Consider the following 14,920-nt stretch of genomic DNA (forward strand, 5'->3'; position numbering starts at 1 on the left):
CATCGGCTATGATACGGGCTTTGATTTATCAGGCCGCACCCGGCCGCGCACTTGTATGTTCAAGGATCCTATGAGCAAGCCCACTGTCGACCCTACCTCGAATTCCAAGACCGGCCCGGCCGTGCCGGTCAATTTCCTGCGCCCGATCATCCAGGCGGACCTGGATTCGGGTAAGCACACGCAGATCGTCACCCGCTTCCCGCCGGAGCCCAACGGCTACCTGCACATCGGTCACGCCAAATCCATCTGCGTGAACTTCGGCCTGGCCGAAGAGTTCGGTGGCGTCACGCACTTGCGTTTCGATGACACCAACCCGGCCAAGGAAGACCAGGAATACATCGACGCGATCAAGAGCGACGTCAAGTGGCTGGGTTTCGAATGGGCGGGCGAAGTGCGCTACGCCTCGCAGTATTTCGACCAGTTGCACGATTGGGCGGTCGAGCTGATCAAGTCCGGCAACGCCTACGTGTGCGACCTGACCCCGGAGCAGGCCAAGGAATACCGCGGCAGCCTGACCGAGCCGGGCAAGGACAGCCCGTTCCGTGACCGCAGCGTGGAAGAGAATCTGGACCTGTTCGCCCGCATGCGTGCCGGCGAGTTCCCGGACGGTGCCCGTGTACTGCGTGCCAAGATCGACATGGCCTCGCCGAACATGAACCTGCGCGACCCGATCATGTACCGCATCCGTCATGCCCATCACCACCAGACGGGCGACAAGTGGTGCATCTACCCGAACTATGACTTCACCCACGGCCAGTCGGACGCCATCGAAGGCATCACGCATTCGATCTGCACCCTGGAATTCGAGAGCCATCGTCCCTTGTACGAGTGGTTCCTGGAGAAGCTGCCGGTGCCGGCCAACCCGCGCCAGTATGAATTCAGCCGCCTGAACCTCAACTACACCATCACCAGTAAGCGCAAGCTCAAGCAACTGGTGGACGAGAAGCACGTCAACGGCTGGGACGACCCGCGCATGTCGACGCTGTCGGGCTTCCGCCGTCGTGGCTACACGCCGAAGTCGATCCGCAATTTCTGCGAGATGATCGGCACCAACCGTTCCGACGGCGTGGTGGATTTCGGCATGCTGGAATTCAGCATCCGCGACGACCTCGACCACAGTGCGCCGCGCGCCATGTGCGTGTTGCGTCCGCTGAAAGTCGTCATCACCAATTACCCGGAAGGCCAGGTCGAGAACCTCGAACTGCCGTGCCACCCGAAGGAAGACATGGGTGTGCGCGTCCTGCCGTTCGCCCGGGAAATCTACATCGACCGTGAAGACTTCATGGAGGAGCCGCCAAAAGGCTACAAGCGCCTGGAGCCCGCTGGAGAAGTGCGCCTGCGCGGCAGCTACGTGATCCGCGCCGACGAGGCCATCAAGGATGCCGACGGCAACATCGTCGAGCTGCGTTGCTCGTACGACCCCGACACCCTGGGCAAGAACCCGGAAGGTCGCAAGGTCAAGGGCGTGATCCACTGGGTGCCGGCTGCCGCCAGCGTCGAGTGCGAAGTGCGCCTGTACGATCGCTTGTTCCGTTCGCCGAACCCGGAGAAGGCCGAAGACAGCGCCAGCTTCCTGGACAACATCAACCCTGACTCCCTGCAAGTACTCACTGGTTGTCGTGCCGAGCCTTCGTTGGGCAACGCACAGCCGGAAGACCGTTTCCAGTTCGAGCGCGAAGGTTACTTCTGCGCGGATATCAAGGACTCGAAACCCGGTGCTCCGGTATTCAACCGTACCGTGACCTTGCGCGATTCCTGGGGTCAGTGATCAAGTCTTAAGGGAAACCCTGTGCTTACGATCTACAACACGCTCACCAAGAGCAAAGAAGTCTTCAAGCCGCTGGATGGCAACAAGGTCCGCATGTACGTCTGCGGGATGACCGTGTACGACTACTGCCACATTGGTCATGGTCGCAGCATGGTCGCCTTCGACCTGGTAACCCGCTGGCTGCGATTCAGCGGTTATGACCTGACCTACGTGCGCAACATCACCGACATCGAAGACAAGATCATCAACCGTGCCCGCGAAAACGGCGAGCCCTACGATGCGCTGACCGAGCGCATGATCCAGGCCATGCACGAGGACGAGGCGCGCCTCAATATCCTCAAGCCGGACCTGGAGCCCCGCGCCACGGATCACATCCCTGGCATGCTGGCGATGATCCAGACCTTGATCGACAAGGGCTACGCCTACGCACCGGGCAATGGCGACGTGTATTACCGCGTCGCCAGGTTTCTGGGCTACGGCAAGTTGTCGCGCAAGAAAATCGAAGACTTGCGCATCGGCGCGCGCATCGAGGTCGATGAATCTAAAGAAGACCCGCTGGACTTCGTGCTCTGGAAAGGCGCCAAGCCAGGCGAGCCGAGCTGGGAGTCGCCATGGGGCGCCGGGCGTCCGGGCTGGCATATCGAATGCTCGGTGATGTCGACTTGCTGCCTGGGCGAGACCTTCGACATTCATGGCGGCGGCAGCGATCTGGAGTTTCCGCACCACGAAAACGAAATCGCCCAGAGCGAAGCGGCCACCGGCAAGACCTACGCCAACGCGTGGATGCATTGCGGCATGATTCGCATCAATGGCGAGAAGATGTCCAAATCCTTGAACAACTTCTTCACCATCCGCGATGTGCTCGAGAAATACCATCCGGAAGTCGTGCGTTACCTGCTGGTGTCGAGCCATTACCGCAGCGCCATTAATTACTCGGAAGACAACCTTAAGGACGCCAAGGGTGCCCTGGAGCGTTTCTACCATGCCCTGAAGGGCCTGCCCGCCGTGCCGCCCGCCGGTGGCGAAGCGTTCGTGGCGCGGTTTACCGAAGTGATGAACGATGACTTCGGCACGCCGGAAGCCTGCGCGGTGCTGTTCGAGATGGTGCGCGAAATCAACCGTTTGCGTGAGAGCGATCTCAATGCCGCGGCCGGTCTTGCGGCCCGCCTGAAAGAACTGGCCAACGTGTTGGGTGTGTTGCAGCTCCAAGCCGATGACTTCCTGCAGGCCGGTGCCGAAGGTCGCGTGGACGCCGCCGAGGTCGACGCGTTGATCCAGGCGCGCCTGACTGCGCGGGCGAACAAGGACTGGGCCGAATCCGACCGCATCCGCGACCAGCTCACCGCCATGGGCGTGGTGCTGGAAGACGGGAAGGGCGGGACGACCTGGCGCTTGGCGGACTAAGACCTTTTAGCGTACGCAATACCCTGTGGGAGCGGGCAAGCCCGCTCCCACTTTTTTTGCATTCCAGCCCTGGCAATCATTCTGCTATGAGCTAGTACTGTCAGGTCGCTTCGACGTTCACCCTGGCAGGAGCCTTCCCATGCTTGCTCATTGGTCTCTCGCGGCCATCCACCTCTTGGCATTCGCCCTCGGATTCTGGGCGGTGCTGACCCGCGGCACGGCGCTGCGACGCCTCGCCGGTGGCGCGGATGCAGTTCGAAATGTATTGGTTGCAGACAACGTATGGGGGCTGTCAGCGCTGGTGTTACTGGTGACAGGCGGGATGCGCGCTTTCGCCGGGTACGAAAAGGGCTCGGACTACTACCTGCATCAGCCGTTGTTTCACCTGAAAATGACGTTGTTCGTCTTGATCCTGTTGCTTGAAATCGCACCGATGATCGCCCTGATCAAATGGCGGATGGCGCTGGGCAAGGGCGCGGCGATCGACTCGTCGAGGGCTGGCCGCTTTGCACGGATCAGTCACCTGGAAGCGTTGCTGCTGATGTTGATGGTCGTGGCGGCCACGGGGATGGCCCGTGGCGTGCGCTTGGGCTGACCGGCACGAACGCCTGCTTCATCGCCATTAAAACGAAACGTCTGACAGCCATGGTATGAGGCATGCCAGTAGTATCGGTTTCGGGCTGGTCGGATCGATAAGGCGGGATTGGACAGGGTGCGGCTCGGTCGGCCTGCATCTTTAGCCAGCCATTGCGGCAATGCAAACGGGCTGGCTGCGGACTGCGGCAGGGCTCAGGGCGTTTGCGGCTTGTCAGGGGCAGTGAGGCCGGCCTGGATGCGCTGATAAATCTCTTCGCGATGCACCGCAACGTTTTTCGGGGCGTTGATGCCGATACGGACTTGTTGGCCGCTCACGCCCAGAATGGTGATCGTGATGTCGTCACCAATATTTATGCTTTCACCGACTTTGCGGGTGAGTATCAGCATGGTGTTCTCCTTGATTGCTTTATAGGGCACCTGATTCAGACAGTGCAGATGTCGGTACTGCTTATAGATTAGTGCTAAGTGTCACAATGTGGGTGCCTCTTTCTGACGTGCAGATGCTGCATTAATTCCCAGGGTGCGACTATACAGAGACGTTGGACAGGATTCTCGTGTTTTGCGCACTGTTTAGGGCGTTTCCGGCGAGTCTGGGTGCTAAAATCCCCGCTTCATGTCTTGCGGGGGAATCGTTGTGCGTAAATTGGCTTGGGTAATCGCGGTATTGGCGCTGGCAGGATGCGGGGAGGGGCGCGACGTCGAGGCACCGAAGCCGAAGCCGGCGGCCACCTCCACGCCGGCAGCTGCCGCAGCACCGCAGTGGGCTGTCGAGGTTCGAGGCCAGACGCCCCAGGCCGTCAGCGACCTGACCGGATGGCTGATCGAGCACAGCTTCATGTCCAGTGTCGTCAGGGAAAACGGCAAGGACCGGGTCCTGGTCGGGCCATTGGGATCCGAGGCTGAAGCTCAGGCGAAGCAGGAGCAGATCAACGCTGCGCTGGTGCGCGCCAAGAAGCGCAACATCGAGACCCTGGTCGTGGATTTTCCGCCAGCACTATAAACAGACAGAGCCAAACCTGTGGGAGCGAGCTCGCTCCCACAGTTGATTCTTGCTGCTCATATACGCCAGGTCAGCCGCAGGCCTTCAAGTTAACTGGCCCGACGAATTCGTTTCCTCGCCCCATGACACACGCGACGCTCTGGTTGCGCTGACGCTCCCAGGCCTGCACGGGATAGGTCTTGTCCCAGGCTTCATACAGGCGACGATCTTGTTTGGAGAGATGCAGCCCGTATTGTTTGCTCATGTAGAAATAGGTCCTGGCGATCATCCCTCGAATGGAGGGGCGGGGCATGACTTTCTTGGCCTTGAAGTCTACTTGGGTCAAGCACGAGCCGTATTGGCCCTTCTGCACTGGCAGCCAGCCGAAGCTGAAATTGCTGCGATCGCCATTGACCTCGCCGATGCTGGGCACCAGGTTGTGCAGGTCGGCTTCGGCCCGTTGATAGACCGGGTCATAGCGGGTGCAGTTCTTGCGCCCACCCTGTTGCCAGCACTGGCGCTGGTGGCCGATCTGCCAGGCCGGGACAATATGTTCCCACTCGATGCGGGCGGCGCGGTTGGCATTCTTGCGCGGCACGTAGCCGCAGGCCGCGAGGTCCACGCGATTGCCAGTGTATTTGCACCCGCAATAGAACTCGGTGGATTGAGGCGCATAGAGCTTCCAGGCGACTTTCTTGGCTTCGTTGAACGTGCGGGGTGCACCCGCCTGTGCGCCCGTGGCAACGAAGACGAGCAATAAAGCTAAACAGCGGAAATTCATCAGGTTCAATCTTCCTTCGGCACTACCCAGAAAACCTGCACACCGCCATCGTCGCGATAGGCGAGGGTCACGTTGTCGTTCTCATCGATTTCCGCCAGCAGGCGTTCCCATTCATCCACTGGCTCGTCGGGGAGACGAAAGATCAGGGCCGCCTTGGCATTTTGTGCGGTGGGAGCGTTTATGATTTTCGAAACCCGTAGGCCGAGGCGTGTATAGGAATCTAAGGGGGTAGTTGCAGCGGAGGGCGTGGCCACAGGATTGTCCTTATTAAGCTGTACGTGCATACAGTATTTAACCGTAGGCATTTACGCAACTGCTTAAATTTCAAGAAAATCGTCTGACAGCACTTTTTCCATTTTGATGTAGGAGGAAGACTCTTTTTTATCGAGCCTGATAAACACTGCGCAAATGGGTGCCTCGAGGTGCCCGACCGATATCGGTCGGGCGGGGACGATCAGTACTCCCAGAAAATCCGCTGCAATTGCTTGCTATCCTGGGTCTTGGTCAGCGCGACCATTGCCAGGATCCGAGCCTTCTGAGGATTCAGGTCGTGAGCCACGACCCAGTCGTATTTGTCGTCAGGCTGCTCGGCGTTGCGCAGTACGAAACCACCGACATTGGCGTGGGACGAACGAATGATCTGCACGCCTTCCTTGCGCAAGGCCTGCAACGAAGGAACGACGCGCGAGGACACCGAACCGTTGCCGGTACCGGCGTGGATGATTGCCTTGGCGCCGGATTGGGCCAGGGCCTTGTACGCGGTGTCGCCGACGTTGCCGTAGGAGTAGGCAATTTCAACATCCGGCAGGCTCTTGATGGTCTTGATGTCGAACTCCGAGTCCATGGTGTGACGCTTGGCCGGCAGGCGGAACCAGTAGGATTTTCCTTCGACCACCATGCCCAGCGGACCCCAAGGGCTTTTGAATGCCTCGGTCTTGATGTTGATCATCTTGCTGACATCGCGACCCGACTGGATTTCATCGTTCATGGTCACGAGCACGCCTTTGCCGCGCGCTTCCTGGCTGCTGGCGACGGCCACGGCGTTGTAGAGGTTGAGCATGCCATCGGCGGACATCGCGGTACCGGGCCGCATCGAGCCGACGACAATGATCGGTTTTTCGGTTTTCTCGACGAGGTTCAGGAAGTAGGCAGTCTCTTCCAGCGTGTCGGTACCGTGGGTGATGACGATGCCATCGACGTCCTTGCTGTCGGCCAGCTCGGCAACACGTCGACCCAGTTGCAGGAGATTGTCGTTGGTGATGCTCTCCGACGCGATCTGCATCACCTGTTCGCCACGCACGTTGGCCAGCCGGCTGAGTTCCGGTACGCCGGCGATCAACTGTTCGATACCGACCTTGGCTGCCTGGTAGGTGGCGCTGTTGGCGGAGCTCGCGCCGGCACCGGCAATGGTGCCGCCCGTGGCAAGGATGACGACGTTGGAAAGCTTTTGCTCAGCCTGGGTTTCTTTTGCCTGAAGGGCGCTGGGCAGCAGGAACATGAGGGCCAAGGCGCCCGGAACAAGAGTCTTGAAGGCAGATGTCATTATTTTTCTCTCTAGTCATGAGGATTCATCTAGATGCTCCGGCAGACCTGAATGCCGGAAGCACTGTTGCCAGAGCATGATCCGTACCAGTGCGCCGCTGGTGTGGGGCTGCCTTCTAACACCTTGAAAATAAAACGATATGTATTTTCTGGCGGATGCTTGCGGCGAGTGCCTGGACGGATTTCCGAACATCGTGTTGTTTGCTGTTCGGTTAACCGGAGGGGAGTGGTCTGAAGGACGGTTTCCTGAGAGTGATGCTAAAGAAAACCCGTTGACGGACGATCTTCCTTGTAGGAATTCATTCATGGAGTGAAACATGAGCATGTCAATCGGCTTGCCGAACGCCGCCGCCGTCACCATTGGCGGTAAAACCACAGCGACGGTGAATGCCCTGAGCGAGGCGAGCGAGGACGCCTTGGGTGAACGCCAGGTTCGCGCAGACCTTCGTACTGAAACCGAGAGCAAGACCGAAAAAAGCGACAGCACCCAAAGCATCGCCACGAAAATCCTGCTCAAGCGCATGCAGGAGCTACAGCAGCAATTGCGCGATCAACAACAGCAACTCGCCGCAGCACAGGCGCGCCCATATGCAACGCCTGAAGCCAGGACTACCGCTATCATGGCCATCCAGGGGCAGATCGCCGATACTACTGGCGCACTGCAGCAGGTCACGGGCAGCTTGATCAAGGAGCTGGTGAAGGAGTCCGGCTCCGGCGCGCTGGTCAATACCACTGCCTGATTCTGGACGTTGCGGATGAAACCGTAACGTTGACAAAACTCCGATGCTTTACCATAGTTCATTCCACGCAAACGTTTGCGCGATCGTCGTGCGACGATTTTTGCTCAAAATAATCATAAAATCGGAGTGAACCCATGAAGCTGCCATTCGCTGGACGCCTTCTCGCCGTCGCCATGCTCGCGGCTGCATCCGCTGCGCTGCCTTTCTCCTCGGCGCTCGCCCAGACGCCGGAAAAACCCAAGGTTGCCCTGGTCATGAAATCCCTGGCCAACGAGTTCTTCCTGACCATGGAAGACGGTGCCAAGGCTTACCAGAAGGAAAACTCCGCCGATTTCGACCTGATCTCCAACGGGATCAAGGATGAAACCGACACCGCCAACCAAATTCGTATCGTCGAGCAGATGATCGTCTCCAAGGTCAATGCGCTGGTGATCGCGCCTGCCGATTCCAAGGCGATGGTGCCGGTCATCAAGAAGGCCGTCGACGCCGGCATCACCGTAATCAACATTGACAACCAACTCGACCCGGCGGTGGTCAAGAGCAAGAACATCAACGTGCCGTTCGTAGGCCCTGACAACCGCAAGGGCGCTCGCCTGGTGGGTGAGTACCTGGCCAAGCAGCTCAAGGCCGGCGACGAAGTGGGCATTATCGAAGGCGTGTCGACCACCACCAACGCCCAGGCGCGCACCGCGGGCTTCAAGGACGCAATGGAAGCGGCACAGATCAAGGTCGTTTCCCTGCAGTCCGGTGATTGGGAAATCAACAAGGGGAACCAGGTCGCCGCGTCGATGCTTAGCGAATACCCGAACATCAAGGCACTGCTGGCCGGTAACGACAGCATGGCGGTCGGCGCCGTCTCGGCCGTGCGCGCCGCGGGTAAGGCGGGCAAGGTGCAAGTAGTCGGCTACGACAACATCAACGCGATCAAGCCGATGCTCAAGGACGGTCGTGTCCTCGCGACCGCTGACCAGTTCGCTGCCAAGCAGGCTGTGTTCGGCATCGAGACCGCCCTGAAGATCATCAAGGGTGAAAAAGTCAACAATGGCACCAACGGCGTCATTGAAACTCCGGTCGAGCTGGTGACCAAGCCGTAACCCTGGCGACACAACGGCGCTCGCCCGTCCGGGCGGGCGCATTGGAGAGTTTGTTATGTCCGTTCGCGACCCGAACGCTGTCCTGTGCGTCAGCGGTATCGGCAAGACTTATGCCCAGCCGGTACTGAGCGATATCAACCTGACGTTGATGCGCGGTGAAGTGCTGGCGCTGACCGGCGAAAATGGTGCCGGCAAAAGTACCTTGTCCAAGATCATCGGCGGGCTGGTCACGCCGACGACCGGACAGATGCAGTTCCAAGGGCAGGACTATCGCCCCGGCAGCCGGACCCAGGCGGAAGAGCAGGGCGTGCGCATGGTGATGCAGGAACTCAACCTGCTGCCGACCCTCTCCGTGGCCGAGAACCTGTTTCTCGACAACCTGCCCAGCCATGGTGGCTGGATCAGCCGCAAGCAATTGCGCAAGGCGGCGATCGAGGCCATGGCCCAGGTGGGGCTCGATGCAATCGATCCCGACACGCTGGTCGGCGAGCTGGGGATCGGTCACCAGCAGATGGTGGAGATCGCCCGCAACCTGATCGGCGATTGCCATGTGCTGATCCTCGACGAACCGACCGCCATGCTGACAGCCCGCGAAGTCGAGATGCTCTTTGAGCAGATCACCCGCTTGCAGGCGCGTGGCGTGTCGATCATCTACATTTCCCATCGCCTCGAAGAATTGGCCCGTGTCGCCCAGCGCATTGCGGTGTTGCGCGATGGCAACCTGGTCTGCGTCGAGCCGATGGCCAACTACAACAGTGAGCAGTTGGTGACACTGATGGTCGGTCGGGAGCTGGGCGAGCACATCGACCTGGGCCCGCGCCAGATTGGCGCCCCCGCGCTGACCGTGAAGGGCCTGACCCGCTCCGACAAGGTCCGTGATGTGTCTTTCGAAGTTCGCAGCGGGGAAATCTTCGGTATTTCCGGGCTGATCGGGGCTGGGCGCACGGAACTGCTGCGGCTGATCTTTGGTGCCGATGTGGCTGATAGCGGCACGGTGGCGTTGGGCTTGCCAACCAACGTGGTCAGCATTCGCTCACCAGCCGATGCGGTGGCCCATGGCATCGCCTTGATCACCGAGGATCGCAAGGGCGAAGGCCTGCTGCTGACCCAATCCATCGCCGCCAACATTGCCCTGGGCAACATGCCGGAGATTTCCAGCGCCGGCCTGGTCGATGGCAGCGCGGAACAAGCCTTGGCGCAGCGGCAGATCGACGCCATGCGTATCCGCAGCTCCAGCCCGACGCAACTGGTGTCCGAACTGTCCGGCGGCAATCAACAGAAAGTGGTGATCGGTCGTTGGCTGGAGCGCGATTGTTCTGTACTGCTGTTCGATGAGCCAACCCGCGGTATCGACGTCGGCGCCAAATTCGATATTTATGCGTTGCTCGGTGAGTTGACTCGCCAGGGCAAGGCGTTGGTGGTGGTTTCCAGCGACCTGAGGGAATTGATGTTGATCTGTGATCGGATCGGCGTGCTCTCGGCCGGGCGCCTGATCGACACGTTCGAGCGCGACAGCTGGACCCAGGATGACTTGCTTGCCGCCGCGTTCGCCGGCTACCAGAAACGTGATGCGCTGCTCAACGAAGCGGCGCCTAGGGATCTCTCATGAAAACCGCACCTGCCGTCGGCAAATCCAATGGCAACTTTTATGGCCTCGGCACCTACCTGGGCCTGGCCGGCGCCTTGCTGGCCATGGTCGCGCTGTTCTCGGTCCTGAGCAGCCATTTCCTTTCCTATGACACCTTCAGCACCCTGGCCAACCAGATTCCCGACTTGATGGTGCTGGCGGTCGGCATGACGTTTATCCTGATCATCGGTGGCATCGACCTGTCGGTAGGCTCGGTGCTGGCGTTGGCGGCATCCACCGTCAGCGTGGCGGTACTCGGTTGGGGCTGGAGTGTCTGGCCGTCGGCCTTGCTCGGCATGGCCGTGGCGGCCTTGGCGGGTACGGTCACCGGTTCGATTACCGTGGCATGGCGCATCCCGTCGTTCATCGTCTCGCTGGGCGTGCTGGAAATGGCCCGGGGCCTTGCGTACCAGATGACCGGCTCGCGGACCGCCTATATCGGTGACTCCTTCGCTTGGCTGTCCAATCCGATCGCCTTCGGTATTTCGCCTTCGTTCATCATCGCCTTGCTGGTGATCTTCGTCGCCCAGGCGGTGCTGACCCGCACGGTGTTCGGCCGCTACCTGATCGGCATCGGCACCAACGAAGAAGCCGTGCGTTTGGCCGGCATCAACCCAAAACCCTACAAGATCCTGGTGTTCAGCCTGATGGGCTTGCTGGCCGGTGTCGCGGCGCTGTTCCAGATTTCGCGCCTGGAAGCGGCGGACCCCAACGCGGGTTCGGGACTCGAGTTGCAAGTTATCGCGGCCGTGGTCATTGGTGGCACCAGCCTGATGGGGGGGCGTGGTTCGGTGATCAGCACTTTCTTCGGCGTGCTGATCATTTCCGTGCTGGCGGCGGGCCTGGCCCAGATCGGCGCGACCGAGCCGACCAAACGCATCATTACCGGCGCGGTGATCGTGATTGCAGTGGTGCTCGATACGTACCGCAGCCAGCGCGCCAGTCGGCGGGCTTGAACCATGGCGACGATCAAGGATGTGGCGGCGCTCGCCGGGATTTCCTACACGACCGTGTCCCATGTGGTGAACAAGACGCGGCCGGTCAGTGACGAGGTGCGGCGCAAGGTGGAGGCCGCCATCGAGCGATTGGACTACGTGCCCAGTGCGGTGGCGCGCTCGCTCAAGGCCAAGACCACGGCCACCATTGGCCTGCTGGTGCCCAACAGCCTCAACCCGTACTTCGCCGAGCTGGCCCGCGGGATAGAGGATTACTGTGAGCGCAATGGTTACTGCGTGATCCTCTGCAATTCCGATGACAACCCGGACAAGCAGCGCAGTTATCTGCGGGTGCTGCTGGAAAAACGTATCGATGGATTGATCGTGGCGTCGGCCGGGGGCGATGTGGGCCTGGCCGAGGGCTTGACCAATGTGCGTACGCCGATGGTGATCGTGGACCGCGGCCTCGATGGAGTGGACGCGGACCTGGTCCGTATCGACCATGAATATGGTGCCTACCTGGCAACCCGGCATCTGCTGGACCTGGGACATCGCGACATTGCCTTTATCGGCGGCCCCGCGGACACCAGCGTGGCGCAAATGCGCCTGGCGGGTTACTGCCGTGCACTGGAAGAGGCGGGAATCGAGCTGCCCGTCGAGCGCATGCTCGAAAGCGATTTCACCAGTATCGGCGGTTACCGGGCGGCGGCCCGACTGCTTGAGCAGCAGCCACCCAGTGCGATTTTCGCGGCCAACGACATGATTGGCATCGGTGCATTGCGCGCCGCCGCCGAACGCAACGTCCGCGTGCCCAGCGAATTGTCGATCATCGGCTTCGATGACATCCAGATGAGCCGTTACGTCTACCCGGCGCTCACCACGGTAGGGCAGTCGATCCTGGACCTGGGGGAGATGGCGGCCGAGGTGCTGCTTCGGCGGATCGCAACGCCGGGGCTTGCCACTGATCAGCGGATCGTGACGCCGAGCATTGTCTTGCGGGAATCGACTGCGCCGTTGTCCGGTACATTCGCCCAATACCGCTGAACCGAATTGACGAGTAATGATGTATGCCAGCAAAAGTAGTGGTAATAGGCAGTCTGAACATGGACCTGGTGACGCGCGCGCCGCGTCTGCCCCGTGGTGGCGAAACGCTGATCGGAGAGTCGTTCTCCACCATCCCGGGCGGCAAGGGCGCCAACCAGGCGGTGGCTGCCGCGCGCCTGGGTGCGCAAGTGGCCATGGTCGGTTGCGTCGGCAATGACGCTTATGGGCAGCAGTTGCGTGGTGCGTTGCTGGCCGAGGGCATCGATTGTCAGGCGGTCAGCGTGGTGGAGGGGGCCAGCGGCGTGGCGCTGATTGTGGTCGACGACAACAGCCAGAACGCGATCGTTATCGTCGCCGGCGCCAACGGTGAGCTGACGCCCAGCGTCCTCGACAGTTTCGACGCAGTGCTGCAAGGCGCTGACGTGATCGTCTGCCAGCTAGAAGTGCCGGATGCCACTGTCGGGCATGCGCTCAAGCGCGGCCGTGAGCTCGGCAAGATCGTCATCCTCAACCCGGCGCCGGCCTCCCACGCCTTGCCGAGCGACTGGTATGCCTACGTCGACTACCTGATCCCCAACGAAAGCGAGGCGATGGTGCTCAGTGGCCTGGCCGTGGATTCCCTGGAAACCGCCGAAGCGGCGGCGACGCAATTGATCGCGGCCGGTGCCGGCAAGGTGATCGTAACGCTGGGGGGGCAGGGGTTGATGTTCGCCAACGGAACGAGCTTCGAACACTTCCCGGCGCCGCGGGTCAAGGCGGTGGACACCACGGCGGCCGGCGATACGTTTGTCGGCGGCTTCGCGGCGGCCTTGGCAAATGGCAAGGACGAAGTCGAGGCCATTCGTTTCGGCCAGGTCGCCGCTGCGCTGTCGGTCACCCGCGCGGGCGCGCAGCCTTCCATTCCCGCATTGCTTGAAGTACAGGCGTTCGAATCATGAAAAAGACCCCTTTGTTGAATATTGCCTTGTCACGCCTGATCGCCTCGCTCGGCCACGGCGACAAGGTGGTGATCGGTGACGCTGGGCTGCCGGTGCCGCCGCACGTCGAATTGATCGACCTTGCGTTGACCCATGGCATCCCCGATTTTGTCAGTACCTTGAACGTGCTGCTCAGTGAGATGCAGGTCGAAAGCCATGTGCTGGCCGAGGAAATCCTCGACAGGCAACCGTCAGCACTCGCCACGTTGGAGGCGCTGCATGCCGAAGGCGCGCTGGGTTCGCGGGAGTTGGTGAGCCACGAGCAATTCAAGGTCCTTACGCGCGAGGCGAGGGCGATCATTCGCACCGGAGAATGCTCTCCGTATTGCAACGTGGTGCTGATCGCTGGCGTCACGTTCTAGATTTCATCCACCTGCACAAGGAGTGCGCCATGCACCGCTATGCTCGGAAAATGCGTCAACTGTTGCGGAGTCTGCTGCTTTTGTCATTCATTACGACTACTAGCGCCCAGGCGGCAGAAAAAATCGACTTGATCATCGACACCGATCCAGGCGCCGACGATGTGGTTGCGCTGTTGTTCGCCCTGGCATCTCCCGAGGAGCTGCACATTCGCGCCTTGACCACCGTGGCGGGCAACGTGCGGCTGGACAAGACATCGCGCAACGCTCGCCTGGCCCGTGAGTGGGCGGGGCGCGAAGAGGTGCCGGTCTATGCCGGTGCGCCGAAACCGTTGATGCGCACGCCCATCTACGCGGAAAACATCCATGGCAAGGAGGGTTTGTCGGGTGTCACCGTGCATGAGCCGAAGAAAGGCTTGGCCGAAGGCAATGCCGTCAATTACCTGATCGAGACGCTCAAGGCAGCCAAGCCCCACAGCATCACCATTGCCATGCTCGGTCCACAGACCAACCTGGCGTTGGCGCTGGTCCAAGAGCCTGGGATCGTCCAGGGCATCAAGGAAGTGGTGATCATGGGTGGCGCGCACTTCAACGGCGGCAATATCACGCCGGTGGCCGAATTCAATCTGTATGCCGATCCCCAGGCGGCGGAGATCGTCGCCAAAAGCGGTGTGAAGCTGACCTATCTGCCGTTGGACGTGACCCACAAGATCCTCACCAGCGAGGCGCGCCTGAAGCAGATCGCAGCACTGAACAATAATGCGAGCAAGTTGGTCGGCGACATTCTCAACGAATACGTCAAGGGCGACATGGAGCATTACGGCATGACAGGCGGGCCGGTGCATGACGCGACCGTGATCGCCTACCTGCTCAAGCCGCAGTTGTTTAGCGGGCGTTCGGTCAACCTGGTGGTGGACAGTCGTGAAGGCCCGACTTTCGGGCAGACCGTCGTCGATTGGTACGACGGCCTGAAAGCGCCAAAGAATGCGTTCTGGGTGAAGGATGGCGATGCCCAGGGGTTCTTCGATCTGCTGACCGAGCGATTGGCGCGTCTCAAGTAACCCATCTGGTGC

Annotated in this window: 16 protein-coding genes; 12 read left to right on the forward strand and 4 right to left on the reverse strand. The window is 60.5% G+C overall.

What is annotated here, in order from left to right:
- Nucleotides 1-70 precede the first annotated feature (70 nt).
- The 3 genes from VQ575_RS09410 to VQ575_RS09420 all read left to right on the forward strand — a co-directional run bounded on the left by VQ575_RS09410 (nucleotide 71) and on the right by VQ575_RS09420 (nucleotide 3,767).
- Nucleotides 71-1,768: a glutamine--tRNA ligase/YqeY domain fusion protein gene (locus tag VQ575_RS09410; RefSeq protein WP_039592813.1), complete on the forward strand. Its 1,698-nt coding sequence runs from the start codon at nucleotides 71-73 to the stop codon at nucleotides 1,766-1,768.
- A gap of 21 nt (nucleotides 1,769-1,789) precedes the next feature.
- Nucleotides 1,790-3,172, forward strand: coding sequence for a cysteine--tRNA ligase (cysS, locus tag VQ575_RS09415; protein WP_198726735.1), 1,383 nt, complete (start codon nucleotides 1,790-1,792; stop codon nucleotides 3,170-3,172).
- A 139-nt stretch (nucleotides 3,173-3,311) separates the two neighbouring features.
- The gene (locus tag VQ575_RS09420; protein WP_039592815.1) at nucleotides 3,312-3,767 is read left to right on the forward strand and encodes a DUF2214 family protein; all 456 of its coding nucleotides are present in this window, start codon (nucleotides 3,312-3,314) and stop codon (nucleotides 3,765-3,767) included.
- 194 nt (nucleotides 3,768-3,961) lie between these two features.
- Here the strand turns inward: VQ575_RS09420 and csrA are convergent, their stop codons facing one another.
- Nucleotides 3,962-4,156, reverse strand: coding sequence for a carbon storage regulator CsrA (csrA, locus tag VQ575_RS09425; RefSeq protein WP_003179932.1), 195 nt, complete (start codon nucleotides 4,154-4,156; stop codon nucleotides 3,962-3,964).
- A 247-nt stretch (nucleotides 4,157-4,403) separates the two neighbouring features.
- Here csrA and VQ575_RS09430 point away from each other — a divergent pair, with 247 nt between their 5' ends.
- A complete protein-coding gene (locus VQ575_RS09430; RefSeq protein ID WP_039592816.1) occupies nucleotides 4,404-4,769 on the forward strand; it encodes a hypothetical protein in 366 nt (121 codons plus the stop codon).
- 70 nt (nucleotides 4,770-4,839) lie between these two features.
- On the opposite strand, the gene VQ575_RS09435 is transcribed toward VQ575_RS09430, so the two are convergent.
- From VQ575_RS09435 to VQ575_RS09445, 3 genes are all read right to left on the reverse strand, one after another.
- Nucleotides 4,840-5,529, reverse strand: a complete 690-nt coding sequence (locus VQ575_RS09435) for an endonuclease (protein ID WP_039592817.1) — start codon at nucleotides 5,527-5,529, stop codon at nucleotides 4,840-4,842.
- Between the two features lie 5 nt (nucleotides 5,530-5,534).
- Nucleotides 5,535-5,834 carry a DUF1654 domain-containing protein gene (locus tag VQ575_RS09440; protein WP_045155601.1) on the reverse strand — a complete coding sequence of 100 codons (300 nt, stop codon included), beginning with the start codon at nucleotides 5,832-5,834 and terminating at the stop codon, nucleotides 5,535-5,537.
- Between the two features lie 149 nt (nucleotides 5,835-5,983).
- Nucleotides 5,984-7,072: an asparaginase gene (locus VQ575_RS09445; protein ID WP_198726739.1), complete on the reverse strand. Its 1,089-nt coding sequence runs from the start codon at nucleotides 7,070-7,072 to the stop codon at nucleotides 5,984-5,986.
- Between the two features lie 316 nt (nucleotides 7,073-7,388).
- Between VQ575_RS09445 and VQ575_RS09450 the strand changes: the two genes are divergently transcribed.
- The 8 genes from VQ575_RS09450 (at nucleotide 7,389) to VQ575_RS09485 (ending at nucleotide 14,908) form a co-directional block, all read left to right on the forward strand.
- Nucleotides 7,389-7,811, forward strand: coding sequence for a hypothetical protein (locus VQ575_RS09450; RefSeq protein ID WP_325919519.1), 423 nt, complete (start codon nucleotides 7,389-7,391; stop codon nucleotides 7,809-7,811).
- 134 nt (nucleotides 7,812-7,945) lie between these two features.
- Nucleotides 7,946-8,905 (forward strand): sugar ABC transporter substrate-binding protein, encoded by a 960-nt coding sequence (locus tag VQ575_RS09455; protein WP_039592820.1) that lies wholly within the window; start codon nucleotides 7,946-7,948, stop codon nucleotides 8,903-8,905.
- A 55-nt stretch (nucleotides 8,906-8,960) separates the two neighbouring features.
- Nucleotides 8,961-10,514 carry a sugar ABC transporter ATP-binding protein gene (locus VQ575_RS09460; RefSeq protein WP_039592821.1) on the forward strand — a complete coding sequence of 518 codons (1,554 nt, stop codon included), beginning with the start codon at nucleotides 8,961-8,963 and terminating at the stop codon, nucleotides 10,512-10,514.
- Nucleotides 10,511-11,488 (forward strand): ABC transporter permease, encoded by a 978-nt coding sequence (locus tag VQ575_RS09465; protein WP_039592822.1) that lies wholly within the window; start codon nucleotides 10,511-10,513, stop codon nucleotides 11,486-11,488. The genes VQ575_RS09460 and VQ575_RS09465 overlap by 4 nt, the downstream gene beginning before the upstream one ends.
- Nucleotides 11,489-11,491: 3 nt before the next feature.
- On the forward strand, nucleotides 11,492-12,511 hold the full coding sequence (locus VQ575_RS09470) for a LacI family DNA-binding transcriptional regulator (RefSeq protein WP_039592823.1): 1,020 nt from the start codon (nucleotides 11,492-11,494) through the stop codon (nucleotides 12,509-12,511).
- A gap of 23 nt (nucleotides 12,512-12,534) precedes the next feature.
- A complete protein-coding gene (rbsK, locus tag VQ575_RS09475; RefSeq protein ID WP_039592824.1) occupies nucleotides 12,535-13,449 on the forward strand; it encodes a ribokinase in 915 nt (304 codons plus the stop codon).
- Nucleotides 13,446-13,850 carry a D-ribose pyranase gene (gene rbsD, locus VQ575_RS09480; RefSeq protein ID WP_039592825.1) on the forward strand — a complete coding sequence of 135 codons (405 nt, stop codon included), beginning with the start codon at nucleotides 13,446-13,448 and terminating at the stop codon, nucleotides 13,848-13,850. The genes rbsK and rbsD overlap by 4 nt, the downstream gene beginning before the upstream one ends.
- 29 nt (nucleotides 13,851-13,879) lie before the next feature.
- Nucleotides 13,880-14,908 (forward strand): nucleoside hydrolase, encoded by a 1,029-nt coding sequence (locus VQ575_RS09485; RefSeq protein WP_039592826.1) that lies wholly within the window; start codon nucleotides 13,880-13,882, stop codon nucleotides 14,906-14,908.
- The last annotated feature ends 12 nt before the right edge of the window (nucleotides 14,909-14,920 follow it).

It is taken from the genome of Pseudomonas frederiksbergensis, assembly GCF_035751725.1.
In the GTDB taxonomy this organism is placed as follows: Bacteria; Pseudomonadota; Gammaproteobacteria; order Pseudomonadales; family Pseudomonadaceae; genus Aquipseudomonas; species Aquipseudomonas frederiksbergensis_A.